Genomic DNA, 26,459 nt, shown 5'->3' with positions numbered 1-26,459 from the left:
GCCTGTGTGAACGGGGACTGCTATAGGTGCCCTGACCTGGGCCTTAACTGCTCTCTCTGGTTACTACGGCCACTATGGCCGGTAAGCGCTTCTCTGGGGGTCAAGGGGTCGTGGGTTCAAATCCCGCCGTCCCGACAGAGAAACAGCAGGTCATGAGCCCACCGTCCGTAGAGGGCGGTGGGTTTCGTTGTACCAAGTGGGCAAAGACTGGGCAATGATCATGGTCGGCAGCGCCACCGGCAGGTACCTGCGGTGGTGGTGCCGGTAGGGCTCCAGCAGGGTGTCGAGCAGCGGAACGTGCGAGGTGGGCCATATCCGCGCCCGGTCCCGCAGCGACTGCTCCCACCGCGCTGACAGCGCCCGTATCCGTCTGGCGCGCATCTCGGGTGTCACGTGGCCGTAGGTCTGCTGCACCGTCTGCTCGTCGGCGTGGCCCATCACCTGCCGCTTGAGTTTCTCGGGGATCTCGTCCTCATCCATCCACGTCTGGTGGGAGTGCCGTAGCCCGTGCGGGGTCAGCCCGTCACAGACGGGCAACCAGGAAGCCAGGGCGCGCTGGGCGGCGCCGCGGCCACGCGCCGGCTTCCCGGTCAATCCGTCGGGCACGAGCGGCACCGGGCGCGCCGGGGATGGTTTCTTCTCCGGATACCACCCGGTGGCCGCCGGGGTGAACAGCCAGGTGCGGAACCCGTCGCGGCGATGGTGTGGCGCGCGTAGCCCCCGCTGTCGGCCGTCTCGCGCGCCAGTCCGAAGTCCTCCAGCGCGGCCTCCACCGTATGCCGGACCGTCTCGGAGACCTTCTCGGGGCGGTTCAGCACGTTGGACACGGTCCCGGTGGAGACCCCGGCTGCCCCGGCGACGTCGGCGAGGCGAACCCCGGCGGCGCCGAGGCGGGACCGCACGCTGGTGGTGCCCCGGAAGACGTGCGCCCCGCGGGGGTGGCCGTACTTCTGCCGGAACTCGGCGTCACCGTCGTGCTTGATGCACGGGCACAGTGGGGCGTGCACCGGGTCGTAGGGGCCGAGCTTGCGGATCTGGTGGTACAGCAGCCGCACGACGTGTGGTGGCACGTCGATGGTGCGTAGGCTCCCGTCCTTGGGGTTCTTGCGGATCGTGGAAGAGTCGTTGAGTTCGTAGAGTTGCCAGCGCACGTCAATGGTGGTGGCGGTGATGCGGTCGCGTTCCAGCCCGATCAGCTCTCCCATGCGCATGGCTGTGTAGGCCTTGGTGATGGCCAGGATGAACTCGTCGTCGCGGCCGGAGAGTAGGGACAGTCGTTCGGCGAGGAGGAGCGCACCGAGCGGGTTGGTCCATTTCTCATCCTCGGCCTTACGTGTGTTCTTGTCCTGGAGACGGCGTTCTTCGACGCTGCCGCGGCGCCCGCGGCGTTCGGCGGGGTTGCGTTCGATGAGTTTCTGGGAGGCGGCGTCTTCGAGCATTCGTTTGAGAAGGCCGCGGGCTTGGGTGGCGGTCGAGGCGGAGTAGGCCGAGCGGATGCGTTGTTCCCAGGCGGCGATCTCGTGGTCGGCGTAGGTGAGCGAGGTCAGAGCGCGGTCGCCGTACTCGGGCAGGACGAAGTTGCTGAGCAGGTACACGTACTGCTGGTAGGAGGAGAGCTGTAGTTCCTGTGCGGGCAGCCATGTGTTCGCCCAGCGTTCGAGGGTGGTCTCGCCGTCGCGGGGATCGATCCAGACGCCCTTTTTGATCTTGGATAGTGCGGCCCAACCCTGTTCCTCGGCGTCTTCAGCGCTGTCGCACCCGCTGACCAGGGTGATCCACCGATCTTGGCCGTCGGTGTCGGTGATGACGGCGCGGGCGCGGTACTTGGTTCCGCGTTTGGAGATGTAGGGGCGCATGCGGACTCCCAGGTTGAACGCGTGATCATTCAGCGGTGGGGATGATGGGCCAGTTGGGGTCGACGACTGCCTCGGGGTTGGTGCTGCGGCGCAGGTACGCCTGCAGCGAGGCGGCCTGCTCGGCGCGCCACCGCACCTGGGCCGCATGCAGCTCGTCGATGTCCATGGCGGCCAACTCCTCGTGGGCCTCAGAGGGCGTTTCGTGGGGTGATGCCCCCAGTGTCTTATTGTGATGATGTGAATTTGTAGCGTTACTCCTGCCTGGTGGGCTTGGGTATGCTGGGATGACCAGGTGCACGAACGCAAGCCCTACCCCAGCGACCTCTCCGACGAGCGATGGGCCCTGATCGAGCCGGTGATCACGGCCTGGAAGGCCGCGCACCCCTCGGTCAGCGGCCACCAGGGCGCCTACGACATGCGCGAGATCGTCAACGCGATCCTCTACCAGGGCCGCACCGGCTGCCAGTGGGACTACCTACCCCACGACCTGCCGCCCCGCAACGCGGTCTACTACTACTTCGCCAAATGGCGCGAGTGAGGGCACCGACCAGACGATCCATGACCTGCTGCGCTGGCAGGCCCGCGAGAAACGGGCACGATTATCCGCCCCGATCCTGGTCGTACTGGACACCCAGAGCATCCGAGCGGCGGCCGCCGTGCCCTCGACCACGACCGGCAACGACGCGGGCAAACGCGTCACCGGGCGCAAGCGCGGCCTGACCGTGGACGTGCTGGGCCTGGTCGTGGCGGTGGTCGTGATGGCCGCATCCGCGCATGAGAACACCGCTGGCATCGCCCTGCTGGACCGGGTGGCCGCCCAGAGTGACACCGTACAGACAGCCCTGGTCGACCAGGGCTTGAAGAGCACGGTCGTCGACCACGGCGCCTCTGTGGGCATCGGCGTGGACATCGTCCAGCGCAACCCGGCCGAGAAGGGGTTCGTCCCCCAGCCCACGCGGTGGGTGGTCGAACAGACCTACGGCACCCTGGTCCTGCATCGGCGCCTGGTCCGCGACTACGAGCACCGTCCCACCAGCTCCGAATCGCGCGTGTACCGGGCGATGAGCGACGTGACGACCCGCCAGCTTACCCACACCTCCAGCATGTCCTGGCGCGACACATGAACCACCACGAGGCGAAACCGCTGCTGAAGACCCTCGACGAGCGCGAACAGGCGCTCACCCACCAGGCCGAGCAGACACGAGCCCACATCGACGAACTCACCACCAAGCTCGATGAACTCACCCAGGCGATCACACATCTGCAGATCACCCGCACGGCCCTGCTCTCGCTGGCCGCCGAGGATGATGCCGAGCCGGCCGCACCGCCTCCCGCCCTTCCAGCCCACCCTGCCTACGAGCAGATCATGACCGCATTCGCCGACTTCGCCCGGCCGCTGCGCGCCCGCGACCTGTGCCAGGCCCTGGACCTGCCCATCGCGTCGAAGAACGTCGAGAACATCCGCTCCAAGCTCAAACGCCTGGTCAGCCGCGGCATCCTAAACGAGACTGAACCAGGCCTGTTCACCCAGCCGCGCCCATAGACCACACGCGAACCCCTGACCAGCCCGCCTTATCCAGCCCCAACGACCAAAGGGACACCAACCCACGAAACGCCCTCTCAGGTGGCTGGAGCGGCACGTCGAATCGGCCGATCTGGCGCACCAAGGATTCAGGCACAGCCCTGCCACCCCTGTTCGCATCCAACTGGCCAGCCAGGAGGCCAACGCCGCAGCCCTGATGGGGGATGCGCGACGCGCACGTGAGGCACTTTCACGTGCGCAAACGGCCGCCGAAACAGTCGAACCGGACTCAGGTACGACCGCATGGTCCTTCCCCACCCCCAGACAAGCAATCTTCGCGCTATCAGTGTCGACATTCACCGGCGATAGCTCTGAGGCACTACGTGCTGCCGCCATGGCGGATGCAGCCTGGGGAGAAGGGGCTCCGCGCGTGCCAGCGAATTGGGCTCAGATCCGCGTCGGGGCTGGCATCGCCCGACTAATGCAAGGAGAGCTTGACGCTGCCGAAGCCGAGGTTGCACCGGTGTTCGACCTGCCGGTGGGGTTACGCGTGGCCACAGTCACTGCTTACACCGAGCGGCTTGACCGGCACCTGCGCCATGAACGATTCCGGCGGAGTCCTATTGCTGTCGACCTGCGCGAGAGACTCGGAGAGTTTACGCTGGCTGCACGTCAATAATTTCGGGAGCCAGTGTGAGCCCACTGCCCACTCATATGCGCGACCGGTGGCAGGACCGAGCCGAACCAGCCCCCGGGCAGAGCACGGTGTACTGGCACGTGCTCCTCGGCGACGACTCGCAGGTGCGGGCCGCCGCCGCGTGGGCACAGGAGCAGCTTGCTGGTATTTCTGGGCTGCATCTGACACCGCTGCGTTGGCTGCACGCGACGACGCTCGTCGCTGGCCCCACTGAGGAGATCTCGGAAGCTCACCGTGAGGCCATGGTCGCCGAAGTGCGGCGCGAGCTCGCGCATGTGTCGCCGGTGCCAGTGACCCTGGAGCGAGTGCTGTGGCACCCCGAGGCCATCATGCTGGGGGTCGAGCCTCAGCGGGCGCTGGACCCGGTGCAGGAGGCAGCTCGGCGGGCTACGCGCGTGGCCACGGGACGCGACCAGGTCAACGAGGCTCAGCCAGTGTGGACGCCACATGTGACGATCGCCTACAGCACAACCGGGCAGCCTGCCGAGCCGATTATCGCTGTGCTCGGCCGGCGCGTCCCCCGCCATGAGGTGACGGTCGACGCGCTGAGTCTGGTCGTGCAGTGGGGTCCCGAGCGAGAGTGGAGTTGGGAGGTCGTAGCTACCGTCAAGTTGGGCATGGGGGTCAATGCGAGCGGCCCTTAAGGAGGCGTTGTCGCAGTTCGCCCGGGTACGCCGTGGGTCCTGCAACGTGGACGTTCCATGCGGAAACGTTGAGACTCGAGCGTCACCCCGTGGCCCGTGCCTGCTCTTCCTGGCAACGTGGACGCCTCCTCCCGAGGAGGCGTTGACATGCAATGGCGGCATATCAGCTCGCGTGCGCGTTCCTCCTTCAATGTGGACACCCCACTTGGGGCGTTGCTGCTGGGGCGGACGGGTCGGCGTCGTGTGGCGGCGCAGCTTTCAACGTGGACGCCCCTCCGGGGGACGTGGCTGCGCCCTGGGCGCGTATGCGTTCCTGCGTGCCTTCGTCCTTCAATATGGACGCCCTGCTCGGGGTGTTGCTGCACTGCTCATGATTGCCAGCTTCGCGCTGCTGGCGTTCCTTCAATGTGGACGCCTCCTTCGGAGACGTTGCTGCCGCGGCAATCGCACCACCAATCGCGATAGCGGCCTTCCTTCAACGTGGACGTCCCTTGCGAGGACGTTGCTGCCGTCCAGCTCGGCGGGATCCACCCAACGCACCTCACCTTCAACGTGGACGTCTCCTGCGGAGACGTTGCTGCCCGGGAATGTCGGCGGGCACGAGGTTCGCGAACGCCCTTCAACGTGGACGCCCCTCGTGGGGACGTTGCTGCGGCCTACGTGTGGGACGACCACGACTACGGGCCGAACCTTCAACGTGGACGCCCCCGAAAGGGGCGTTGGGACGTGCACTAAATGTCACGTAAATCGCCTGGTCACGCACCTTCAACGTGGACGCCTTCTATGGAGGCGTTGAGGCCGCGGCCCCACACTCGACCCGTACCAACCCCCAGCCTTCAACGTGGAACGCCCCCGGTGGGGCGTTGGAGCGATAGGAGCCGTAACGAACATCGCCCAATCTTTGCCCCTTCAACGTGGAACGCCCCGTGAGGAGCGTTGGAACGGTGTGCTCGGGGCTGCCTTGACCATCATCCAGACCCTTCAACGTGGCTCCCCGGGGGACGTTGCTACGAGCCGAACTCGCCCGCCAGCCACGGACGGCAGGTTCTTCAACGTGGACGTCTCCTGAGGAGACGTTGATGCCGCAGAAGCTGCTGAACCTGCCCGTGAAGTTGACCCTTCAACGTGGAACGCCCTCGAAGAGGCGTTGGAACGGCAAGTCCGGGCCGCACCGGTCCATGGACGCCCTCCTTCAACGTGGACGTCCCCAGCGGCGACATTGAGACGAGATGTTGCGGTAGTGCAGGTCACCCAGGTGGATCCTTCAATGTGGACGTCCCCTACGGGGACGTTGCCGCCAGAGGGGGCCGGTGATCTCGTCAGGGCCGTCGTCCCTTCAATGCGGACGTCCCTTGTGAGGACGTTGCTGCGCGGTTCTCGCCATCGAAGCTGTCGATCGCCAACATCCTTCAACTTGGACGTCTCCTGAGAAGACGTTGAGACTACGCGATCGAACGCGACTCCACACAAGACCCGTGCCTTCAACGTGGACGTCCCCTCCGGGAACGTTGCCGCCCGAGCGGCCGGCATGTTCGTGTCCGTGGCCACCCACCTTCAACGTGGACGTCCCCTGCGGAGACGTTGAGACGCTACGCCGTCCGTGTTGACCAGCTCAACGAGGGCCCTTCAACGTGGGCGCCCCTCGCGAGGCATTGGAACGCGCCGCTCGGTTGCCACCCTGGCGTGTGAGCTGTGCCTTCAACGTGGGCGCCCCCGAAGGGGCGTTAGAACGGGCTTTCGAGTGGATTGGTTGTCGGTCTGGAACAGCCTTCAACTCGGACGCCTCCTGCGGAGGCGTTGGAACTACGGACACCTCGCCGCCGTCGACCAATCCGCCGATCCTTCAACGTGGACGTCCCCTGCGGAGACGTTGCTGCTCGGTCTCCGAACTGCCCACGTCCTCGATGACGCGCCTTCAATGTGGACGTCCCCTGTGGGAACGTTGCTGCTCGGGGGCTTGGACGAGCCAGATGACGATGGCTGCCCTTCAACGTGGACACTCCCACAGGAGCGTTGGAACATCAGAGCGGCGGCGGACTCTGGTGCTTGCACCAACCTTCAACGTGGACGCCCTCACCGAGAGCGTTGCTGCAGGTTGGGCTCACCGTTCCTATTCGTGTGCTGGAACCTTCAACGTGGACGCTCCCGAAGGAATATTGAGGCTTGCTCACTGGCTGGTACTCCGACGCGGTTGAAGGCCCTTCAACGTGGAACGCCCCTCGCGGGGCGTTGGAACGATGGTGACGCGGCGGGCGGCGGACCCGGACACGGTCCTTCACGTGGAACGCCCTGCGAGGGGCGTTGGAACCGTAGGACCCGGTCTGGCCCTCGGGCAGGTTCAGCCTTCAACGTGGAACACCCTGAAGGGGCGTTGGAACGCCGTGTGATCTGGGGAAACGACGTTTGGGACGGGACTCGTGCGTGAGATGCGCGCATGAAATGCCCGGTTCATCACCGTTTGTGGTTGAGAACCTCCCCGGCCCCACGTGACCACTGGAGGCTCCTACTGATCTTTTCATTAGTCGGGTGGGGCGGGTGGGTGGTCTGCGATCATCGCGGCATGCCCCCCATGGTTGAGCGTGATGCTGCTGATGTGCCCCCGTTGACACGACCGCAGACGGCCGAGGCGCGGCGGATGCGTGCGGCCGAGTTGCTGGAGCAGGGCTGCTCCCAGGCCGAGGTGGCGCGGATGGTAGGCGTCTCGCCCGAGAGTGTGCGGCGCTGGAAGCGCCGCATCGAGCGGGGCGGCACCGCGGCGCTGCGGCGGCGTGTGGCCAGCGGCCGCCCGTCCAAACTCGATGATGCCCAGGTGGAGCGGGTGCGCACCGCGTTGGAGCAGGGGGCTCAGGCCCACGGCTTCGAGTCGGATCTGTGGACCCTGGAGCGGGTCAGCCGAGTGGTGGCCGCGGTGACGGGGGTGGTGTTGGCGCGGGCCTCGGTGTGGCGGCTGCTCACGGTGCGGTTGGGCTGGAGCCTGCAGCGGCCCGAACGCCGAGCCGTTGAACGCGACGAGGCCGCGATCGCGCGCTGGGTCGCCCACGAGTGGCCGCGGATCAAAAGGGGGCCGTAGAAAACCGGGCATGGATCGTGTTCTTCGACGAATCTGGTATTTCGCTGCGCCCCCAGGTGCGGCGCACCTACGCCCCCCGCGGGTGCACCCCTACCCTGGCCCACCGGCTGAACTGGAAAACGGCCTCGATGGCCGCGGCCCTGGGCTATCCCAGCACCGAGGCCGAGCGCGGTGCGCGGCTGTGCTTCCATCTCAAGCCCGGCAGCTATGACACCGCCGCGCTGATCGGGGTGCTGGAGGAGGTCAAAGCCTTCTATGAAGGTGAGCCCGTGGTGCTGATCTGGGACGGACTCGGCGCGCACTGGAGCTGGGCCATGCGCGACTGGATCGCCACCCAGGACTGGCTCACCGTGGAACGCCTGCCCGCCTATGCGCCCGAGCTCAACCCGGTCGAGATGCTGTGGTCGGCCCTCAAAACTCGCGAGCTGGCCAACTTCGCTGGCGACCACCTCGGCGAGGTCGCCGATGCCACCGAGGCCGGCATCACCCGCATCTGCGCCAACGAGCACCTCCCCTGGTCCTTCCTGGCCCACACCGGCCTGGAAATCCACCACCAAACCCCACCCGACTAATGAAAAGATCAGTAAGCGGGTTATCAAAAAGCAGGAAGCCAGTCTGACACGCCCCATAGGACACTGGCCGTCGGCTGAAATGGACCATCCGGGCTCGTACGCGGACGATCCCTTCAACGTGGACGCCCCCTGAGGAGACGTTGCTGCGCCAATTCCCCGGCCCGTCCGGGACCTCCGTCAACCTTCAACGTGGACGTCCCTTGAGGAGATGTTGCTGCCCGGAGCGGGTGGCCAGTCGGGATGTTACGGCGCGGCCTTCAATGTGGACGTTCCCGGTGGGAACGTTGCTGCGGCCACCCAGGCGTGCTCCAGCTCGGAGCCGGGGTTCCTTCAACGTGGACGTCTCCTACGGAGACGTTGCTGCGGCCTGATCCTGCCCCGCCATCTACGCGTGCCGCCCCCTTCAACGTGGACGTCTCCTACGGAGACGTTGAAACCTCACCCGCCAGCCACATGGTCATCGCGACCTCGCGCCTTCAACGTGGACGCCCCTTGGGGACATTGGTGCGCTGCCGAAGGCGGGCGCCATGCGCTCGCCATCACGCTTCAACGTGGACGCCCCCTTAGGAGGCGTTGGAACACGAATGTGGGGCCGTTGTCGATGACCCACGTGATCCTTCAATGTGGACGTCCCTTGCGGGGACGTCGCTGCGACTCGATCTCTTTCTTCTTGGTCCCCCGATCCGAACTTCAATGTGGACGTCCCCTGCGGGGACGTTGCTGCGGTGGCGATGTAGCCCATCCCGAGGACGGGCAGAGTCCTTCAATGTGGACGCCTCCTACGGAGACGTTGCTGCCATGCCGCGAATGGCGGTAGCCACCTTGCCATTCTCCCTTCAATGTGGACGTCTCCTTCGGAGACGTTGCTGCCACGCGCGGCGCACCGGCACCACCCCGCCGCCGATCGTCCTTCAATGTGGACGTCTCCTTCGGAGACGTTGCTGCGCTGTGTGACCAGGGGAAACGGCGTGAGGGTCGTGCTGTACACCCATGCCGCGCGCGTGTGTTGTCCCAATTCGTCACTGTTTGTGCTTGGGAACCTCCCCGGGCCCACATGACCAATAGAGGTTCCTAAGCCGGTTGTCAATGAGCCCGGGTCCAGTCTGTCACGCCCCGTAGGACTGGCCGTCGACTGGAGACGGGACGTTGATGCATCTGCGAACTGGTCGACGGTGTGACGCTCACGGACCTTCAATGTGGAACGCCCCGTGAGGGGCGTTGGAACACCAGACCGCGCAGAGTCGCGCTCCGGTCAGCCCACCTTCAACGTGGACGCCCCTTGCGGGGACGTTGGAACATCGGGCGCACTGAGCTGGTCGACATTTGAACCGACCTTCAACGTGGAACGCCCTGCGAGGGGCGTTGGAACCCCGCTGATCGGGATCCCAGCACATCCAGGTCGGCTCCCTTCAACGTGGACGCCCCCGTCGGGGGCGTTGGAACTTGCGTTCCTTCGCGCCCTCCTTGGCGATCTTCGCCCTTCAACGTGGACGCCCTCTTCAGGGGCGTTGGAACCGATGTGCTCTCCCTGATCGAGGCGATCGGACTTCAAGCTTCAACGTGGACGTCCCCGGTGGGGACGTTGCTGCTTCAGCGTGGATTTGACGTCGGACACGAGGTCGGACCTTCAACGTGGACGCCTCCTGCGGAGACGTTGCTGCGCGCTCATCACCGATGAGGGCGCGCAGGATGGCTGACCTTCAACGTGGACGTCCCCTGCGGTGGGGACGTTGCTGCATCCGCGCGGTTCCCGTTGGACGAGGCGTGCCTGGACCTTCAACGTGGACGCCCCCTGTGAGGGCGTTGCTGCCGGACCATTCCAGGCGTCGCGAGCGCGAAGCGCGGCCTTCAATGTGGACGCCCCTGCGGAGGCGTTGGAACAAGTAGTCGCCGTCCCCGGCCGCAAGCGCGGCGGTCCTTCAACGTTGACGCCTCCTACGGAGGCGTTCGAATTCCACCGAGATGCGGCCCACCACATCAGCCGACTTCCTTCAACTTGGGACGCCCCGCGGAGGGCGCTGGAACCGCCGCGGTTGGCAAGGATGGTGTGCCCGTCCCCGGACCTTCAACGTGGAACGCCCTCGGTAGGGCGTTGGAGCGGCGCATGAACAGGGGAAACGACGATTGTGGTGGGTACCGAGCCCAACGCGTGGGTGTGGGTTATCCCGGTTTGCCGCCGTTTGTGGTTGAGGACCCTCCCCGGCTCGACGTGAGTACTGGAGGTTCCTAAGCGGTTATCAAAGAGCAGGAAGCCAGTCTGACACGCTCCGTATGACACCGACCGTCGAACGAAAACGGACCATCCGGGCTCGTACGCGGACGATCCCTTCAACGTGGACGCCCCCTGAGGAGACGTTGCTGCGCCATGCTCGGCCTGGTGCGCGACGGCATCCGCCGCCCTTCAACGTGGACGCCTCCTACGGAGGCGTTGATGCGTGAAGCCCGACGTGGTGGACACATGGACCTGCACCCTTCAACGTGGACGTCCCCTGCGGAGACGTTGCTGCTCGATCTCTCGGGCGCGCGGGTCGCCGGGGTCGCACCTTCAACGTGGACGCCTCCTGCAAAGGCGTTGAGACCTGGGTGTCGCGCACAGCGGCACCCCCTGTAGTCGTCCTTCAACGTGGACGCCTTCTGCAGAGGCGTTGTGACCTGCGCTACCGTCCCGCCGAGTTCGACGCATGGTGCCTTCAACGTGGACGCCTTCTGCAGAGGCGTTGTGACGCCGTGTGGGCTGGGGAAACGGCGTTTGGGGTGGGTTTCGCGTGCAGAGTATGAGCGCGAACTGTCCCGGTTCGTCACCATTTGTGGTTGAGAACCTCCCCGGCCCCACATGACCACTCGGGGTTCCCAACCGGTTATCAAGAAACAGACCACCAGTGTGTCACGCACTCCACAGGACGAACACGGACCACAGTCACTCATTCCCGGCCGAGATGGACAGGCCACCTGCGGAGTGGCCAGAGGCGGCCACCGTCGAACCCGGGGGGGCTTTTACTGATTGTGTCCGCGTTCTGTCGGTGACTCCCGCTACGGTTTGCACCCCCTTCTCGACATCTACGTCATACGGATTGGAGTGCAATGGCGCACTTGAATGAGCTGGCCACGGCGTTGCTCGACGAAGTCGGTCCCAACCGGTCGGCAGCTGGTGTCGTGATGTCCTCACGTTGGCGCGCACCCGACGACGGCAAGGTGTATCCCCCGACGTTCCCCGTCGACGGGCCGTCGCGGTACCTCTACGAAAAGCGCCACGTGCCAGGCGAGTCCGAGCCCCGCGAGGTGGTGGTGCTCGATCAGCCCGCGAGCCAGGCCAATCGGGTCGAAGCTGCGTTGCTGGAAGCTCGCGACGAAGGCCGCATCCGTTTGCCGTTGTTCGTCCTGCGCGCTTCCACCACCGATGGGGAGCGCCGGTTGACTTCGTTGGAGTTTCCACACCGGTTCGCGGACGCCTACCTGCGTGATTCCGAGCTCGATGGGGTGCTGTTCGCCAAAACCACCCCGGGCGCCCGGCTCCGCGAGACCACCAGTAACGACGTGCGGCCGTTGTTCGAACGGTCCCCGGAGTCGCTGGTGTTTGGGTCTTGGGACTCCCATCGAAAGGGCCGGTCGGTGAAATTCCCCCGGGTGTTCTCCTCCTCCATGATCGGGTGGGACCCCCAGATCGGCCAGCGCGCGGGCGGAAAGATGGACCCGTTCAACCTGACCGGGGCGGTTAAGGATTCCGCCGTCACCGAGGGCGACTGGGAGTTCTCGGCCACAGGTGAGGCCAAGAAGAAGGGCGCGAAGCTCAGCGAGCTCGGGCACAGCAACATCGCCCCTTCCCTGGACCACGGGGGCGTCTCCATCACCCGGGCTGACCGGTCCGGGTGGTTGTCGCTGTCGGGGCTGCAGCGGCTGCGGTTCGGCGACGCCCCACGCGAGACGGCGTGGCTGGCGCGAGCGACACTGGCGGCCATGGCCGTGGCCGGGGACCGGCTCGCGTTCGACCACCCCTCAGTGTGGCTGCGGTCCGGATGCGACCTGGTGCGCACCACCGACACCATCGGGTTCGAACGCGCCACCGGCGAAGTGAACCCGCTCCAGGTGAGCGCTGATGAGGCGATCGCGGCGTTCCACGCGCTACGGGACCGCACCGCGGAGGCCGGCATCGTCATGGCGCAGGACACCATCGAACTCACCCCGACCGCCGGGTTGGCCAACGCGATCGAGTACGCCACCACCCGCGCCCAGGCCGACGAAGCCGGGGAGGAGTAACCGGTGGCGTTGGCGATCGATGTGCGCCTGCGCGAGGGCCGCTATGACGCGTCGTCGGTACGTGGCGCGGACATAGCCGAGTGGCCTCCCCACCCGGCGCGGTTGTTCTGCGCGTTGGTGGCCGCGGCTGGCGACGGCGACCGGCAGGTGCTGCGGTGGTTGGAGCAGCAGCCACCGCCGCAGGTGTGGGCCCCGGAAACGATCGAGGAGCTGGTCACGAACGGGTTCGTGGTGACCAACCGCACCGAGACCAAAGGGGGCAGCCAGTTCTGGCCCGGCCGCACCAGCGTGGAGCGCCGCCGCGCCGCAGCGATCCCCGCCGAGGGCGAGTTCGCGTTCGTGTGGCCCGACACCGACGCCGCCCCGGACGTGGTGGAGGCGTTGGGGGACTTGGCGTGGCGGGTGCCCTACCTGGGCCGAGCTACGACGTCGGTGGCGATGCGGGCCCACACCTCCCCCAAACCACGTAACAGCTGGCAGGTGTGGCGCCCCACCAGCCTGGACGCCACGTCCGATGCCGAGCTGCGGGTGCCGTATCGGGGTTATGTGGACGCGCTGGACGCCGCCTTCGAGGAGGACCGCAGGGCCTGGGAGGAAGCCCGCACCGTTGCCTACGCACTTGACCACCCCACCCCGTCGCCCGCGTCGTCGGGGGTGCGGGGTCCGTTCGAGCGGCTGATGGTGCTGCGGTTCCCCCCACGCGCGGTGCGTCCGGACGGCGGGGAGCTGCTGGTGATGACGCAAACCCTGCGGCAGCTCGTCCTCTCACGTATCGGGGATGAGGCCGCGCCGCAGATCACCGGGCATGCCAATGATGGGCAGCGCCATGTGGCCTACCTCGGGCTCGTCGACGCCGCCCATGAGCACGCCCGTGGGCACCTCGTCGGGGTGGCGCTGGGGGTGCCCAACGATCTGTCGCCGGAGGCGTCAGCACAGCTGCACACCGCCATCGCCGCCCCCGGTGAGCACACGTTGCTGCTGCCCGGAGGCCATGAGGTTCCGGTGACCTTCGAGCCGTGGCCCACGACCCCCAACAGGATGCGGCACACGTTCTGGACCGGGGGGCAGGCCGGCGTCCGTCGGTGGTCCACCGTCACCCCGGTGATGTTGGACCGCTTCACCCGACGCGACACCGACCTGCGGCCCCACATCGCCCAGTCCCTGGTCACCGCCGGCTACCCCGAACCGTCAGGGGTCGTGGTCTCCCACGCACCGCTGGTGGCCGGAGGGCTGCGCTACCCCACCAAGGGCACGTTCCCACCCAACCGTCCCCGCCGCCGCCTCGTGCACGCCCGGGTCGTCTTCGACACCCCCGTGAAGGGGCCGGTCCTGGCCGGGTCCATGCGTTACCTCGGGCTCGGCCTGTTCGCCCCACAGTTCGACACCGACGGGGAGGTGGACCAGTGACCATGTTGGATGTGGATGCCTTCACCCGGTTCTACACCGCCATCCATTCCCATGAGCCGTTCCCCTGGCAGCAGTCCCTCCTCCAACGGGTCCTCGACGGCCAAGAGTGGCCCGACGCGGTAGACGTGCCCACCGCTCTGGGGAAGACGAGCGTGCTCGACATCGCCGTGTTCGCCGCCGCGGCCGGCGCACCGGCCGCGCGCCGGCGGGTATTCTTCGTGGTCGACCGGCGTCTCGTCGTTGACGAAGCCTATGACCACGCCCAGCGACTCGCCCACGCCCTGGCACATGCCGACCAGTACCCAGAGCCCGTAGTGGGCACGGTCGCCCACCGGCTTCACCTGCCGCATGACGCACACGACCAGTCACCGGTGGACGTCACCCGCATGCGTGGCGGCACCACCTGGTCGTGGCGGTGGCTTGACCGGCCCGATCGACACGCGATTGTGGTCGGCACCGTCGACCAGATCGGCAGCCGCCTGCTCATGCGCGGGTACGGCACCAGCCCCAACCTGCGCCCCATCGACGCGGCCTTGGTGGGCACCGACAGCCTGATCCTGCTGGATGAGGCTCACCTGTCCCAAGCCTTGTTGGAGACCGTGCGCACCCTCACCACTGAGGAAGAGGACGACCCGCTGGCGCGACCCCGGTTGATGGCGCTGTCCGCCACCGTTCCTCTCGATGACACGGCCCAGGTGCACGCCACTTCACGTGCCGACGAGGAACACCCCATTGGACGTGCCCGGTTGCGCACCCCACGCCGGGTCCACCTGGTGGAACCCAAGACGAACAAGGTGGTGGTGGACCAGCTCGCCGGGTGGTCGCGCGGGCTCGCCCGAGACGGTGAGGTGGTACTGACGGTGTGCAACACCGTCGCCCACGCCCGGGCCGTGTTCGACGCATTAGCCGCCCAGGGCGTCGCCGAGGAGGACCGGGTGTTGTTGACGGGGAAGATCCGCCCCGTTGACCGTGACCATCTGATCGCTACCTACTACCCGCGCATGCGGTTGGGCCGCACCCCCGACCCCGGTCAGGGTGCGATGCACGTGGTGGCCACCCAGACGGTCGAGGTCGGAGCGAACATCGACGCCGACGTGTTGGTGTCGGAATCGGCGTCGTTGACCGCGCTCACCCAACGGCTGGGACGGCTAGCACGCGCCGCAGAACTGCGACCGTCTGATCGGGTGTGGGTGGCGCGGGCGGTCATCGTGCATGACCCCAAGACGGATGACGACGACCCCGTGTACGGGCCGGCGCGCAACGCCACGTGGCAGGTCCTCTCTCGTGAATGCGAGGTGCTGTACCCGACGGGCCGGGCCCGGTTCACCTGCGATGCGCTCCCGCAGAGCAGGCCGGCCTCCCCGCTTGCGCTGCGGGACCTCCTCGCTTCCCTGTCCAGTGAGGACCGCGATCGGGTGCGTGAGCCGTATCGTGCCCCGCCGGTGCTGTGGCCTCACACTTGGCAGGCGTGGCAACGCACCAGCCCTACCCCCGTGCCCGACCCGCCGGTCGCGCCCTACCTGCACGGTCGCGAAACTGGCGGTGGGGACGTGCAGTTGGTGTGGCGTGACGACGTCACCAACGACAACCTCGACGGCGTCGGCGCGGAAACGTTGCGGGTGGTGCCACCGGCGGCCGCGGAGATGCTGCAGTTGTCGGTGTCGGCGTTCCGCTACTGGGCCCACCAGCAACCTGATGCGGCTGGGAACGTGGCCGACGTTGAAGGCACCACCACCGACGATGACGCCAACGGGAACACACTCCAGGTGTTGCGTTACCGGGGGCGCGACGGCATCGAGGCCGTCACCGCGGCCGATGTGCGGCCCGGCGACGTCGTTGTTGTGCCCGCTGGCCGTGGGGGCTACGACCGGTTCGGGTGGGCCCCGCACTCCACAGTTCCGGTAGTCGATGTTGCCGACGTGGCCCCGCGCCGCGACCAGCCGCTGGTGCGGCTGCACCCGCGGCTGTGCGGCCTCGCCCCAGACCTCAGCGACGAGCTGCACACGCTCATGGCGGCGACCTCCGTCGCCGACGAAGACCAGGACGCCGAACCGCTTGCTGAGGACTACGTCCCCCACCTGAAGGCCTTCCTCGCTGCCGGCGAGCACACGGGGGTGGTGACGCACCAGGAGGCGTTGCATGCGAACCTTCAGCGTCTCGCCGCCGCCAGTTCCCGAAAGCAGCTCGTGGCCCACCGCCTCGTCGAGGACGATGAGACCCCACGAGTGGTGCTCTCAACCAGGGGCGGCGGTTACGTCAGCGATGAGGATGAAGTCTCCACCTCCACCGGAGAGGTCACCCGTGACCTTGAGCAGCACCAGCGGGAGGTCGCCCGCCAGGCGGCCGAGTTCGCCCGCAACCTCGACCTCGACCCGCGGCTGGTGCGAGCGGTGTGGCTGGCCGCCCGACACCATGACCAGGGAAAGCGCGACCCCCGGTTCCAGTTCATGCTGCGCGGAACCGCCGCACCGGGCCTCGACGACACCCCAGCGTTGGCGAAATCCACCCTCGCCCCCGGCGACCGGACCGCTTACCGGCAAGCCCTCGTCACCTCCGGGTACCCGCGCGGGATGCGTCACGAGGCCCTGTCCGCCCAGCTCGCCACCACCCACCTGGAACGCAACTTCTACGACGTGGACACCGAGTTGGTGGTGCACCTCATCGCCGCCCACCACGGCCGCAACCGGCCCCTGCTGCCCGCGGTCACCGACCCGAACCCGCACACGGTCACACTGCCCGGCGGTGAGACGGCAACCACCAACGAGACGCACGACTGGAAGGCTCCCCAACGATTCGCTCGCCTCACCGAGACGTATGGGCCGTGGCGGTTGGCGCTGCTGGAAACAATCGTGCGGCTCGCCGATATCTGGTGCTCCGCCAACCAGCCCCTCACCCCCCCGCACGAGGAAACCCCAACCATCCCGGCCCCGAGCGTCCAAGGCGGTGTCGCGGCTGTGCACACAGTGGCGTTGCCCGCCCTCGACGGCCGCGACCCACTCGGATTCCTCACCACCCTCGGAGTGCTGCGGCTCCTCACCAACGAAGGGCACCCGGCGTGGTTGAGCTTCGACCCCACCACCGCGACCGCGCACCTCACCAGCCCAATGGAGAACGTCGACGCCATCGTGGAAGCGTTGACCAGCATCATCCACGCTGTCCCTGACGGCGGGTTGCTTCCCGAGGTGGACCCATCCTGGCCGCCCCAGATCGGCATCGGAAAAGACCCGATACGCGTGCCCCCCGACGAACTTCCGGCTGCCGCCGAGGAGGCCCGCAAGGCTGGCGCGCAGGACTGGCTCGGCGTCATCATCACCGACCTCGCCCGACGCAACGCCGACCAAGTGACCCCGTACATGGCGCCGGCCGGGGGGCAAAAGGTGGCGACGTTCTTCAAGAAGCCCTTCGATGAGGTGCGCTCGAACCCGGATTGGATTCGTCAGGCGTTGACCAGTTGGCGCCGCCTCGGGGGCTTCACCGGGGAGAACCTGGATCACCGGGTGATTCGCACCGCCGGCGACACCCCCACCGGTAAGTCCACCCCTTCCGGGGTGCCGGGCGCGACCTGGCTGGCCACTCAGGCGTCGCCGCTGCTACGTCTCACCGGTACAGGAACCCGGTCTATGGCCACCATGTGGCACCGGATCGGGCGTCGCCGCGTGATGGTGTGGCCGATATGGCGTCAACCGCTGGACCTGTGGGCGATTCAGGCGCTGCTTGAGCATCCCCAGTTGCGTCCGCACGGGTTGGACGAGCCTCCGGGGTTGGGCGTCGACCGTAGCGGTGTCGCGCCGTTGGGGGTGGTAACGGTTGGTGCGGCCGAACGCCGCCCGATTCCCGGAGGTAAGTCAGCGGGGGTGCTCGCTCCGACTCCGATCCGCCTCACCTGACACACTGGCGATCTGTTTCTTGATAACTGGGTTGGGAACCTCCAGCGGTCACGTGGACCCGGGGAGGTTCCCAAGCACAAACAGCGTCAGACTAGGGCAATCCACGTGCGTGCTATGGGTGCACAGCATGGCATGTAGGCCGTTTTGCCTGGTCATGCGGTGTCTCAACGTCTCCGCAGGAGGCGTCCACATTGAAGGCACTTGGGGTCATGCATCCAGTAGTTCCCGAAGGGTTCCAACGCCTCTGTAGGAGGCGTCCACATTGAAGGTCCGAGGCTGTGCAGGTCGACGGCGCCTATCGTGGTTCCAACGTCTCCGCAGGAGGCATCCACGTTGAACGTTGCGGACCGCCACCATCCACCAGGCAGCGACTGGTTCCAACACCCCTGAAGGGGGTGTCCCCATTGAAGGCCGCCATCTACTGCTACGCGCCGCGCGTCCAGGCTGCACCAACGTCCGCTCAGCTCAGAAGACGTCCACGTCCAGTGGCCTCGACTTGCCTCATCCGCCGAGGAAGGTTATGAACCCCACCCTGTAGCCCAGGATGGTCCGTTTTCGTCCGACGGTCGGTGCCATACGGAGCGTGTCAGACTGGCTTCCTGCTCTTTGATAACCCACTTAGGAACCTCCAGTGGCCACGCGGATCCGGGGAGGTTCTCAACCACAAACAGTGACAAACCGGGCATTCCATGCGCGCATCTCACGCACGAGTCCCGTCCCAAACGTCGTTTCCCCAGATCACACGGCGTTCCAACGCCCCTCACAGGGCGTTCCACGTTGAAGGCGGATGCCGGCACGACGGCCCTCTGCGCGGGGCCTGTTCCAACGCCCCTCACAGGGCGTTCCACGTTGAAGGAGGCTCATAGACCGCGCCTGCCCCCGGATCGCAGTCGTTCCAACGTCTCCGAAGGAGATGTCCACATTGAAGGTTCCGCGGCGTGAGCATGGCCTACATGTGGGACGACGTCTCAATGTCTCCGAAGGAGGCGTCCACGTTGAAGGTGCATGGAGCACGAGGAGGCCGGTGAAGCCGACCGGCATCAACGTCCCCACAGGGGCGTCCACGTTGAAAGACGCGTCACGACCTACGACGGCGGATCAACGACGAACATCAACGCCCTGCGAGGGGCGCTCGACGTTGGGAGGTAGCGCAGGAAGATCACCACGGCTCATCCTCGGTGAGCGGCTCCGTGTTCGCCTTGCACCAATCCGCCATCGCATCGGCCGCAGCCCTCGAATCACCCATATGCTCCTGGGCGAGCTCGTGCAACTCCGGCTCAGCATCATCCTCCAGAGCGTCCGAGACCGCCTCCAGTTCGGCCGTGGCCGCCTCCGCCGCATCAACAGGATCGTCGGAGTCCTCGTAGGAGTCCCGCAGACGCAGCTGGTCGCATATCAGCCTGGCGCTCTGCGGATCCGCGGACTCAGGGCTGGCCTCCAGCGGCTCGGACTCCGATGCCGACTCGGGGGCCGCCTGTTCGCCGTTGGCTCCCGGTTCACTCTCCGCGGTAGAGCAATCCGACGAGTAGGACGAGCGCGGATACAGCGGTCATCGTGCGGAGCATGAGGGGATCTTCTTCCGGTGGGGATGCGAGCCGTCTCAGTGTGCGCCAACTCGACAGGCTCCACCAGGGGGGTGACCGGGTTGTGTTTCTCGACGAGATCCGCGCCGCCTGCCTGGCCGTCGTGACGACGGAACCTGCCGAGGAAATCGGATGAGATTGGGGCGGCTCGAACGAGTTCGCGAAGAATACCCACGTAAGCATCGGTTTGGTGACATGCTGGACGCCTCAGTCAATAAGGGAGACAAGGCCTCGTAGGTCTCAGGACGGTCCCGCTCTCCGCAGCCTGCCCTCAACAGCCCGGACCAGCGAAAGGCATGGCGGCCGTGAGCAACGACGACCACAACGAAGCTGACCCCGACGAGACCCCGGATGATCTCGAACCCGACTTCGAGGAGATCGGGGAAATCGGCGGCGAGATCATAAACGAGGCCGCCGCCCAGAACCACCTCGGCGCTGCGCTCGACACAGCCGGAGCTTTCGCCGGACTCTCCTCGATCTACCAATCCAATGGCATGTCCTCGATGGCTCAAGCGGTGAACCGAGCCATGGTCGCGGTCAGACCGATCGTTGAGGCCAGTTACGCAGAGCAGCTCGCCAACACAATCAAGGCGGTGTACCCCCCAAAGGAACACCCACTTCAGGAGGTGACCCGTCAGGCGCTGCGTGCCCAATCCTCCTTGCCGTCGTCGCTCCTATCCTCGTCGCTGGCTTCCTCTCTCGGCGAGATCACCGACTTCACGGAGTCGATAGCCGGCCTCAGTCGCACCATCAACTGGTCAGGGTTTCTCCGCAAGTTCCCGGATATCCGCCAGCTCCTCCTTCCGTCCAACTTGGTTGAGATTGACGATAAGGAGCGCGTCGACGAACTGCGCCGTGTCATCGACGAAGATGGGACATCGCTAGCGTGGGCGCCCCGAGCTGAGATCGTGATGGAACTCCTTGATGCTGCGGACATGGATGAGCGTGACCGGATTCTTCAGGAACGCACGCTCGACGTCATTGAGGACGTGGAGAAGTCCCTCGCCAACGTCGCACACCCCGACACGGTGGGCCTTCGCGAAGTCCTCGAAGAAGCGTGTGTGGTGGGCCGCCAGCCGGCCTACGTTGCGCTCCAGGCCACCGCAACTAATGCGGCGGACACCGTAATGGGGTGGATCACTTCTTATCTGGGAAACAAGTGGAGGTCCCAGACTCAGAAGTACTTCCAGTGCGACGTTGAGAACCTGGAAGATGCTCGACTGGGAGAGCTTCGCCTTTATCTGATCGGTGGGGGAACCCAGACCGCGTTCAATAAGTGGGACGAAGACAAGGGTGGACTGCCCGGCTATAGCCGCCACGGGTCGGCCCATCACATGGTGAGCGCGTCGAAGCCGGCACATGCTTTGCGGGCGCTGCTGCTCACCCAAGCCCTCTTGCGGTGGATCAACTCGGAACTTGAAGCCGACGACGAAGACGCTGACACCGAGTAGTGACACCCCTCATTAGTGCGCCCCGCGCGAGCGGGAGTGAGCCCTGTTCATCGACGTTGATGGGCTGACGGATTCCGTGCGCTCCGCCCACGCCAGGGTAAGTCGCTATCCGACCGCTCGACGGTGATGCCGGTGCGCGGTGGTGTTCGCGGGTCCGCTTGTCGCGATCATCATCTATCCGCCACCCGTCTCGGATGAACGGCTGATTTGCGTGCTGTCGCGCTCTGGGGCACTATCACTTGTGGTCGCGCTTCCCCACGCTCGTGGGAATAGATCGGTGATGCGCCTAGTAGTCAGGCGCAAATGGACCCCACACGCGTGGGGATAGATCGCGACGCGGCCCAGGGCTCCCTCCAGGGGTCTGTAGAACCCCACACGCGTGGGGATATAGCTGTGAACACTAGAACCGCCGCCGAGGAGGCAATGACCTCGGCGGCGACTTCTGCCGGCGGTGGCTACCGCGGAATGAGGAAGGCAGCCACAGCCTCTTGTGCTGTGGGATCCCTCTGCTCCGCCTCAGCGTGGAGCCGGCGAACCAGCCGCTCCCGCCACTGGGAAGTCAGCTCCACGCACGCTTCCGCGAAGAGTGCTTCCAGATCAGCGTCCTGCAGGGGTTCACTGGTCATAGACTGGCGCCTCCCTCATTCAGGGACTTCTTGAGTGTGCGGTGCCCGCGGCTCAACCGGGCACGTACCGCCTCCTCGCCGATGTGTAGAGCCTTGGCGATCTCGCAGGTGTCCATTTCCGCGAAGTGCCTCAAGAACACCGCCGCCCGCTCACCCGCCGGGAGCTGAGTCACCAGTCCGTGTGCCCGGCGTGTGGCCTCTTTACGGGCGAGCACCTCCTCGGGGCGTACCTCTTCCTGATCAACCTGGTCTGGAAGCTGGTCGGTGACCAGTTCAGCCCGGACTTTTTCCAGGTTGTGACGCAGATGCCGCCGGGCTACGGTCCACATCCACGCCTTAGGGTGTCGGACTGATTCCGGGTTCTTCTTCTCGTATTTCCACAGCTCAGTGACGGCGTGGAAGACCGCGTTCTCTGCGTCCTGGTAGGTCCCTCCTTCGAAGATGTGCAAGGGGCCAGCCATCTTCGCGGCTTCCTCAAGCCGGTCTGGTGTCATGGCAAGGGGCAGATCTCCGTCCATGGGCGGCATGGAGTCTCCATTTCACGTGGCGGATCTTTCCTGATCGGTCGCTCAGCAAGGCGGCCGTCCATCCGCAATCGCGAAGAAGACGCGACACAGGCCAAAGATCCACTCACCGATCCATGCTCCGAATCCCACTTCGGCAAAGCCCTTTCGTTGATCTGCCCTTGATCCATATGGGTCGGCTCAACGCTATTTCGTGACGCCGACTTGGGTGGTCTACGTCACTGCCGTTCCGCAGATGGGTTGACCTCGACCTCGATCTTGCGCGTGGTGGGGGTTGTACTCGGTGACTCGGCCGCCGCTGACCACTACCTGGGCGATATCCACGCGCGCCGCGATCTCGCGTCGTCTTTCGCGTTCCCGGACCTGAACGCGTACCCACAGCGCAGCCAACCCCGCGAGTTCAACGATGACCCCTGCCGCCAGCACCTGCCAAAGAACCATCGCGTCCTCCTCACTCGTGGGTAGAGTCGTAATTCGGCTTTGCCCTTATGGGGAGCGCTCCGCGCGAGACGTGACGGGCCCCTCTGGACGGAATCGAACTCCGGACCATGTGTGCGGGCGGCGGGTTCCGCAAGCTCAGCCTTCGTGGTCGCTCTTCCCGACGCCTTCTCGCTGAGGAGAACATCCCGGCAACGTCGTCACCTGCTTCTATCGGTAACACCCGTCGCCATGCGTCGTTACCGCATATTCCATGTCCGTGGTGGGTTGTATTGGAGGGCGGCGCTATTGGTCGTGTGCGTGGGCATTGGCGACGACAACCGGGTGGAGGACCGACCTGGGTGCGGTTACAGGTCACGCTCATGCTGATCCGTGTCGTCGTGAACGCCGCCATGTAGGTGCCCGCGAGAGACGAGACCGTACGGAGGAGCACGATGTCGCTGATCATGGCGCTATCGCAATGGCGGTCGGCGTCCCCTCGACCGGCGTATCCACGGTGCTCGTCCTGTGCTCACGTAGCTGCCCCAACGGTCCCGATCCGGGCAGTATGCGATTCCACCTGAAGCTCACCCCCGAGCACGGCTCCGAACTGACCCCAGCGTGAGTGAATGTGCCCAGCCTGCGGGCACACCGCACCGTTGTCGATCGAGGATTACTCCCCCGCGACGGCGTCTCACCAGTGTCGCCGCCTGTACTGCCGCTTCACCTGGAATGCTCCACCAGCGTTGACAACGCCGACCCGTCCTCGCTGCTACGCACCGGTTCGCCAGCGGTAGGCGCGCTGCGCGGTGAGGCGGCCGTCGGAGAGGGCCGCGGTGGCTGGCCGGGCGGGAGAGCTCCGTCAGGACTTACAGTCCTGACGTTTGTGTGTTGAAGCTTCGGGCGACAGGCCGGTATCAGCCGAGGCCATGAACGTTTCTGGGGAAAACCATGAAAACGCCGATTGTGTCGGAAATGATGGTCACCACTCTTCCCCCCTGTGTGTTGTGAGGCATGTGGTGCCTGCTCGTAACTTCTCAGGTCAGTTCTCCGACTGGCCCGACACCGTGATCATCCTCATCGTAGGGACCCTGTTGCTGGCCATGCTCTGCCCTTAACGGGCCACTGACGATACGACAATCGCAGCGATAGCGCCTCAGCGTAGAAACCCGAGCACGTTGGGAAACTGACGCGGAATCTCCCCACGATCCACGAGGAGTGCCGTGGCCACCTCACGCCTATGCCCCATCTGTGATCGGCAGGTTCCCCGCCTGAAGAACGGGCTGCGCACCAAGCACTACATCAACGAGACCGAGTTCTTCGGCTACCGGTTGAAAGTGTGCGAGGGCGCCGACCCCGAAGAAGGATCCCGCCCGTCGGGGGCCACTATCGAGGAGAGCAAGCGCCGGACCGGTATCCGCTGCCGGTACTGCGACCAGCGGGTGGGTGAGACTGACCGGTTTCTCCCGAAGAAGCACCGGGACCGCGACGGCAAGGTCTGTCGAGGTTGGGCCGACAACCAAGGCACCTGACGGCTAGAGGAGGCTAAGGACGACTCATCCGGTCCAGGTGACGTTGTACACCGTCACGCGGCGCTCACCATTGTCGACATAGAACGCCACCAACCCGTACTCACCGAAGTCTGCTGACCGCAGCGCCGGATCATCCAGAGTGTCAGCGAACGTGTCCGCGTACGGGTCGCGCTTCACGGCAACCAGCCGCTCGACCAACGCAATGTAGGCAGCCGCGGGCAAGCCGGGGATCTGCGCGGAAGCGGCAGCGTGATACTCGAGGTGGTACGGCTCTGGCGTCACCGGTCGTCGGTGAGGCCGAGTTCGGCCAGGCGCTCGTTCCACCCGGGCATGACCTCACCCGCTGGGACCACAGTGTCCGGGCCAGGGTTGGCCGCTTCGGCGCGGCGTTGGTAGAAGCCCGGGGTGTTGCAGGCCACCGACTTCATCCGCCAAACATGCAGGACGCGGCGCAGGTGCCCCCACTGGGCGGGGTCGTGCATCGCGGTCTCGGCGGCAGCTCGGTACTCGGCAAGGAATTGCTCGTGTTCGCGCTCTGGGAGCGCGGCGAGGATCCGTTGCGGGTCGAGGATGTCATCGGTAGGGCTGGTGGCCGGCGTCGTCATCGGGTACCTCCCACCTTCAGTGTGCCATCTGCGCCCGCGCTGCAGGCAGCGTCTCGTACGGAAGATTCAGAGCGGTAGCGCGGTTCAGATACAGCCGGCCTCGTCGAGCATGCGCTCGGCTGCTGCGAGCTATTGCAGGTACTCGTGCTGAACGCCGTGGTCGTGTGGACGACGCGCTATATCGACGCCGCTGTCGCCCAGCTCCGCCGAAGGCCACGAGATCAAGGACGAGGACGTGACCCGGATGTCCCCGCTCAAGCACAAGAACCTCAACGTGCTGGGCCGCTACAGTTTCACCGCCTCCCAGCCGGTGAAGGGGCTGCGGCCCTTGCGCGACCTGAACGCCGTCGACCTCGACGATGACGACGACGGCCAGAAGGAGTAAGCGCCGCATCCGCCGTCCGGGGCGGGTCGTTGTACTCCGGGAAGCCCGCCGCCAACCGGCGGGGACGGGACACAGTGGATGCGGCAGCTCCGGCAGCGGGTATCGGGGAGGCTCGGTCGCCCCGTCCGTGCCTACATCAAACCGCCTCTCAGAACACGATCAAGTGCTGCCCGGCCTGCGGGTCCCCATGTCGGCTTGCCGCCAGGAAGGCCCCGGTCGCCGTTCTGGCCCATGAGCATGAGGAACAGGCTCTTCAGGACGGCCAGCCCGCGGGCGCGCCGGAGCGTTCCCTCGTCTGCCTGCGCATATGCGTCGAAGAAGGGTGAGGCGGCGTCGGCAGGAGGGACGACCCATGCGGCAGCGAGGTCCCACGCCGGATCGCCAGCGAACATGTCACCGAAGTCGATCACTCCCGAGAGCGTCCCGTCCGAGACGACGACGTTCGCGGGATGAAGGTCGCCGTGCACCCACAGCGGCGGGCCCTCCCACTCGGGCGCCGCGACGGCGTCATCCCAGACGGCCCGGACATCGTCGGCGACGTCGTCGGGGACGACGGCGTGGAAGAAGTGGTCGAATCCGTCCGTGCACTTCTTGGGGTGGTCGCCGCGGTCCTCACTGATCGGCGCGTCTTCGGGCGTCTCCACGTGGAGTGCCTTGAGGAAGCCCGCCAGAGTGTCGGCCGCGTGGTCGCCGCGACTGATGGAGGTGTAGTCCAGTGGCTCGCCGGGGACCCACGTCATGATGGTCCAGGGCTTCGGGAAGCGCGCAGACGGTTCGCCGATCCGTACGGGGGTGGGGACCGGAAGCGGCAGGCGCGGGGCCAGGACGGGCAGCCACCGGCACTCCTTGCGCTGGAGGTCCGGGGCACCTTCTGTACGCGGCATGCGCACAACCAGGTCGTTCCCAAGGCGCCACATTTGGTTGCCCCACCCACCCGCTACTTCGCGGATGGCCAGTCCTGCGAGGTCCGAATGCTGCTCCTGCAGCAGGTCATGGACCAGGTCTGCGGTGATCTCGATCTCGGAGTCGGTCATGCGAAGCCACACTACTGGGGCAGGATTCTGGCTTCGCTCGTGATCCGCGACTGGCTAGATGCCTGAGCCGGTGACCGACTGCGGTACCTCGACGACAAAGAATAGAAAGTTGGGGTTGGTCGACAGGTCCTGGAAGCCGTCCGGGAACAGGTCGGGGGTTCGCGGGAGCGGATCCACTTCATACACGTCCAGCCGGAGATCGTTGTGGAGGTCGAGCCGGATGCGGCGGTCACGGCCGGGCGGCTGGCGCCACCCCGTCGCCTACAAGCGCCCATTCACCGACCTGACCCCGCACGACGTCCCCCGAGACATGGCACACCACACCTGAAACTCGATCGTCGAGGCGGTGACCGATACCGGCCTCGCAGACGACGACCACGATACGCGTGTGCT

23 protein-coding genes are annotated in these 26,459 nt (G+C 66.0%); 13 read left to right on the top strand and 10 right to left on the bottom strand.

The window, feature by feature from the left end; translation table 11 throughout:
- Positions 1–150 precede the first annotated feature (150 nt).
- Genes F4561_RS10770 through F4561_RS10760 form a run of 3 tightly spaced genes read right to left on the bottom strand, consistent with a single transcriptional unit; the run spans position 151 to position 2,022 of the window.
- The gene (locus F4561_RS10770) at positions 151–606 is read right to left on the bottom strand and encodes a tyrosine-type recombinase/integrase (RefSeq protein WP_184577470.1); all 456 of its coding nucleotides are present in this window, start codon (positions 604–606) and stop codon (positions 151–153) included.
- Positions 591–1,856, bottom strand: a complete 1,266-nt coding sequence (locus tag F4561_RS32505; RefSeq protein WP_184577467.1) for a LacI family DNA-binding transcriptional regulator — start codon at positions 1,854–1,856, stop codon at positions 591–593. The genes F4561_RS10770 and F4561_RS32505 overlap by 16 nt, the downstream gene beginning before the upstream one ends.
- 25 nt (positions 1,857–1,881) lie before the next feature.
- Positions 1,882–2,022 (bottom strand): hypothetical protein, encoded by a 141-nt coding sequence (locus F4561_RS10760; protein ID WP_376773657.1) that lies wholly within the window; start codon positions 2,020–2,022, stop codon positions 1,882–1,884.
- Positions 2,023–2,148: 126 nt separating this feature from the next.
- On the opposite strand from F4561_RS10760, the gene F4561_RS32010 reads away from it, so the two are divergent.
- From F4561_RS32010 to F4561_RS10715, 10 genes are all read left to right on the top strand, one after another.
- Entirely contained in the window at positions 2,149–2,394 is a 246-nt protein-coding gene (locus tag F4561_RS32010; RefSeq protein ID WP_221445446.1) for a transposase, read from the top strand.
- A 16-nt stretch (positions 2,395–2,410) separates the two neighbouring features.
- A complete protein-coding gene (locus tag F4561_RS10755) occupies positions 2,411–2,980 on the top strand; it encodes a transposase (protein WP_312885588.1) in 570 nt (189 codons plus the stop codon).
- Positions 2,977–3,399: a hypothetical protein gene (locus tag F4561_RS10750; RefSeq protein WP_184577464.1), complete on the top strand. Its 423-nt coding sequence runs from the start codon at positions 2,977–2,979 to the stop codon at positions 3,397–3,399. Before F4561_RS10755 ends, F4561_RS10750 begins: the two co-directional genes overlap by 4 nt.
- A gap of 672 nt (positions 3,400–4,071) precedes the next feature.
- Entirely contained in the window at positions 4,072–4,719 is a 648-nt protein-coding gene (locus tag F4561_RS10745) for a 2'-5' RNA ligase family protein (RefSeq protein WP_184577460.1), read from the top strand.
- A gap of 2,560 nt (positions 4,720–7,279) precedes the next feature.
- Positions 7,280–7,789: a winged helix-turn-helix domain-containing protein gene (locus F4561_RS10740; protein WP_184577457.1), complete on the top strand. Its 510-nt coding sequence runs from the start codon at positions 7,280–7,282 to the stop codon at positions 7,787–7,789.
- A gap of 17 nt (positions 7,790–7,806) precedes the next feature.
- Entirely contained in the window at positions 7,807–8,361 is a 555-nt protein-coding gene (locus tag F4561_RS10735; RefSeq protein ID WP_184577454.1) for a transposase, read from the top strand.
- Between the two features lie 3,081 nt (positions 8,362–11,442).
- Positions 11,443–12,615 (top strand): type I-G CRISPR-associated RAMP protein Csb1/Cas7g, encoded by a 1,173-nt coding sequence (cas7g, locus tag F4561_RS10730; RefSeq protein ID WP_184577452.1) that lies wholly within the window; start codon positions 11,443–11,445, stop codon positions 12,613–12,615.
- Between the two features lie 3 nt (positions 12,616–12,618).
- A complete protein-coding gene (gene csb2 / locus F4561_RS10725) occupies positions 12,619–14,022 on the top strand; it encodes a type I-G CRISPR-associated protein Csb2 (RefSeq protein ID WP_184577450.1) in 1,404 nt (467 codons plus the stop codon).
- 2 nt (positions 14,023–14,024) lie between these two features.
- A complete protein-coding gene (gene cas3g / locus F4561_RS10720; protein ID WP_184583469.1) occupies positions 14,025–17,909 on the top strand; it encodes a type I-G CRISPR-associated helicase/endonuclease Cas3g in 3,885 nt (1,294 codons plus the stop codon).
- Positions 17,910–19,797: 1,888 nt separating this feature from the next.
- Complete coding sequence (locus F4561_RS10715; protein ID WP_184577447.1) at positions 19,798–20,943, top strand: hypothetical protein; 1,146 nt, start codon at positions 19,798–19,800, stop codon at positions 20,941–20,943.
- 455 nt (positions 20,944–21,398) lie between these two features.
- On the opposite strand, the gene F4561_RS10710 is transcribed toward F4561_RS10715, so the two are convergent.
- The 3 genes from F4561_RS10710 to F4561_RS10700 form a co-directional block, all read right to left on the bottom strand.
- Positions 21,399–21,569, bottom strand: coding sequence for a hypothetical protein (locus F4561_RS10710; RefSeq protein WP_184577444.1), 171 nt, complete (start codon positions 21,567–21,569; stop codon positions 21,399–21,401).
- Positions 21,566–22,096 carry an RNA polymerase sigma factor gene (locus F4561_RS10705; protein WP_184577440.1) on the bottom strand — a complete coding sequence of 177 codons (531 nt, stop codon included), beginning with the start codon at positions 22,094–22,096 and terminating at the stop codon, positions 21,566–21,568. The genes F4561_RS10710 and F4561_RS10705 overlap by 4 nt, the downstream gene beginning before the upstream one ends.
- Before the next feature lie 210 nt (positions 22,097–22,306).
- The gene (locus F4561_RS10700; protein ID WP_184577437.1) at positions 22,307–22,534 is read right to left on the bottom strand and encodes a hypothetical protein; all 228 of its coding nucleotides are present in this window, start codon (positions 22,532–22,534) and stop codon (positions 22,307–22,309) included.
- A 457-nt stretch (positions 22,535–22,991) separates the two neighbouring features.
- On the opposite strand from F4561_RS10700, the gene F4561_RS10695 reads away from it, so the two are divergent.
- The gene (locus F4561_RS10695; protein WP_184577434.1) at positions 22,992–23,135 is read left to right on the top strand and encodes a hypothetical protein; all 144 of its coding nucleotides are present in this window, start codon (positions 22,992–22,994) and stop codon (positions 23,133–23,135) included.
- A gap of 598 nt (positions 23,136–23,733) precedes the next feature.
- Positions 23,734–24,042 carry a hypothetical protein gene (locus tag F4561_RS10690; protein WP_184577431.1) on the top strand — a complete coding sequence of 103 codons (309 nt, stop codon included), beginning with the start codon at positions 23,734–23,736 and terminating at the stop codon, positions 24,040–24,042.
- A gap of 24 nt (positions 24,043–24,066) precedes the next feature.
- Here F4561_RS10690 and F4561_RS10685 read toward each other — a convergent pair whose 3' ends face one another.
- Complete coding sequence (locus F4561_RS10685; protein WP_184577428.1) at positions 24,067–24,264, bottom strand: hypothetical protein; 198 nt, start codon at positions 24,262–24,264, stop codon at positions 24,067–24,069.
- Between the two features lie 56 nt (positions 24,265–24,320).
- Positions 24,321–24,647 (bottom strand): DUF6247 family protein, encoded by a 327-nt coding sequence (locus F4561_RS10680; protein WP_184577425.1) that lies wholly within the window; start codon positions 24,645–24,647, stop codon positions 24,321–24,323.
- Positions 24,648–24,882: 235 nt separating this feature from the next.
- On the opposite strand from F4561_RS10680, the gene F4561_RS10675 reads away from it, so the two are divergent.
- Positions 24,883–25,032 carry a hypothetical protein gene (locus F4561_RS10675; protein WP_184584251.1) on the top strand — a complete coding sequence of 50 codons (150 nt, stop codon included), beginning with the start codon at positions 24,883–24,885 and terminating at the stop codon, positions 25,030–25,032.
- Between the two features lie 131 nt (positions 25,033–25,163).
- On the opposite strand, the gene F4561_RS10670 is transcribed toward F4561_RS10675, so the two are convergent.
- Positions 25,164–26,066 (bottom strand): aminoglycoside phosphotransferase family protein, encoded by a 903-nt coding sequence (locus F4561_RS10670; RefSeq protein ID WP_184577422.1) that lies wholly within the window; start codon positions 26,064–26,066, stop codon positions 25,164–25,166.
- Positions 26,067–26,120: 54 nt separating this feature from the next.
- The gene (locus tag F4561_RS33260) at positions 26,121–26,252 is read right to left on the bottom strand and encodes a hypothetical protein (protein ID WP_281384068.1); all 132 of its coding nucleotides are present in this window, start codon (positions 26,250–26,252) and stop codon (positions 26,121–26,123) included.
- Positions 26,253–26,459 lie beyond the last annotated feature (207 nt).

It is taken from the genome of Lipingzhangella halophila, assembly GCF_014203805.1.
GTDB classification, from domain to species: Bacteria; Actinomycetota; Actinomycetes; order Streptosporangiales; family Streptosporangiaceae; genus Lipingzhangella; species Lipingzhangella halophila.
The sequence above is the reverse complement of the archived record's forward strand: the minus strand, read 5'-3'. Positions and strand labels throughout refer to the sequence as shown.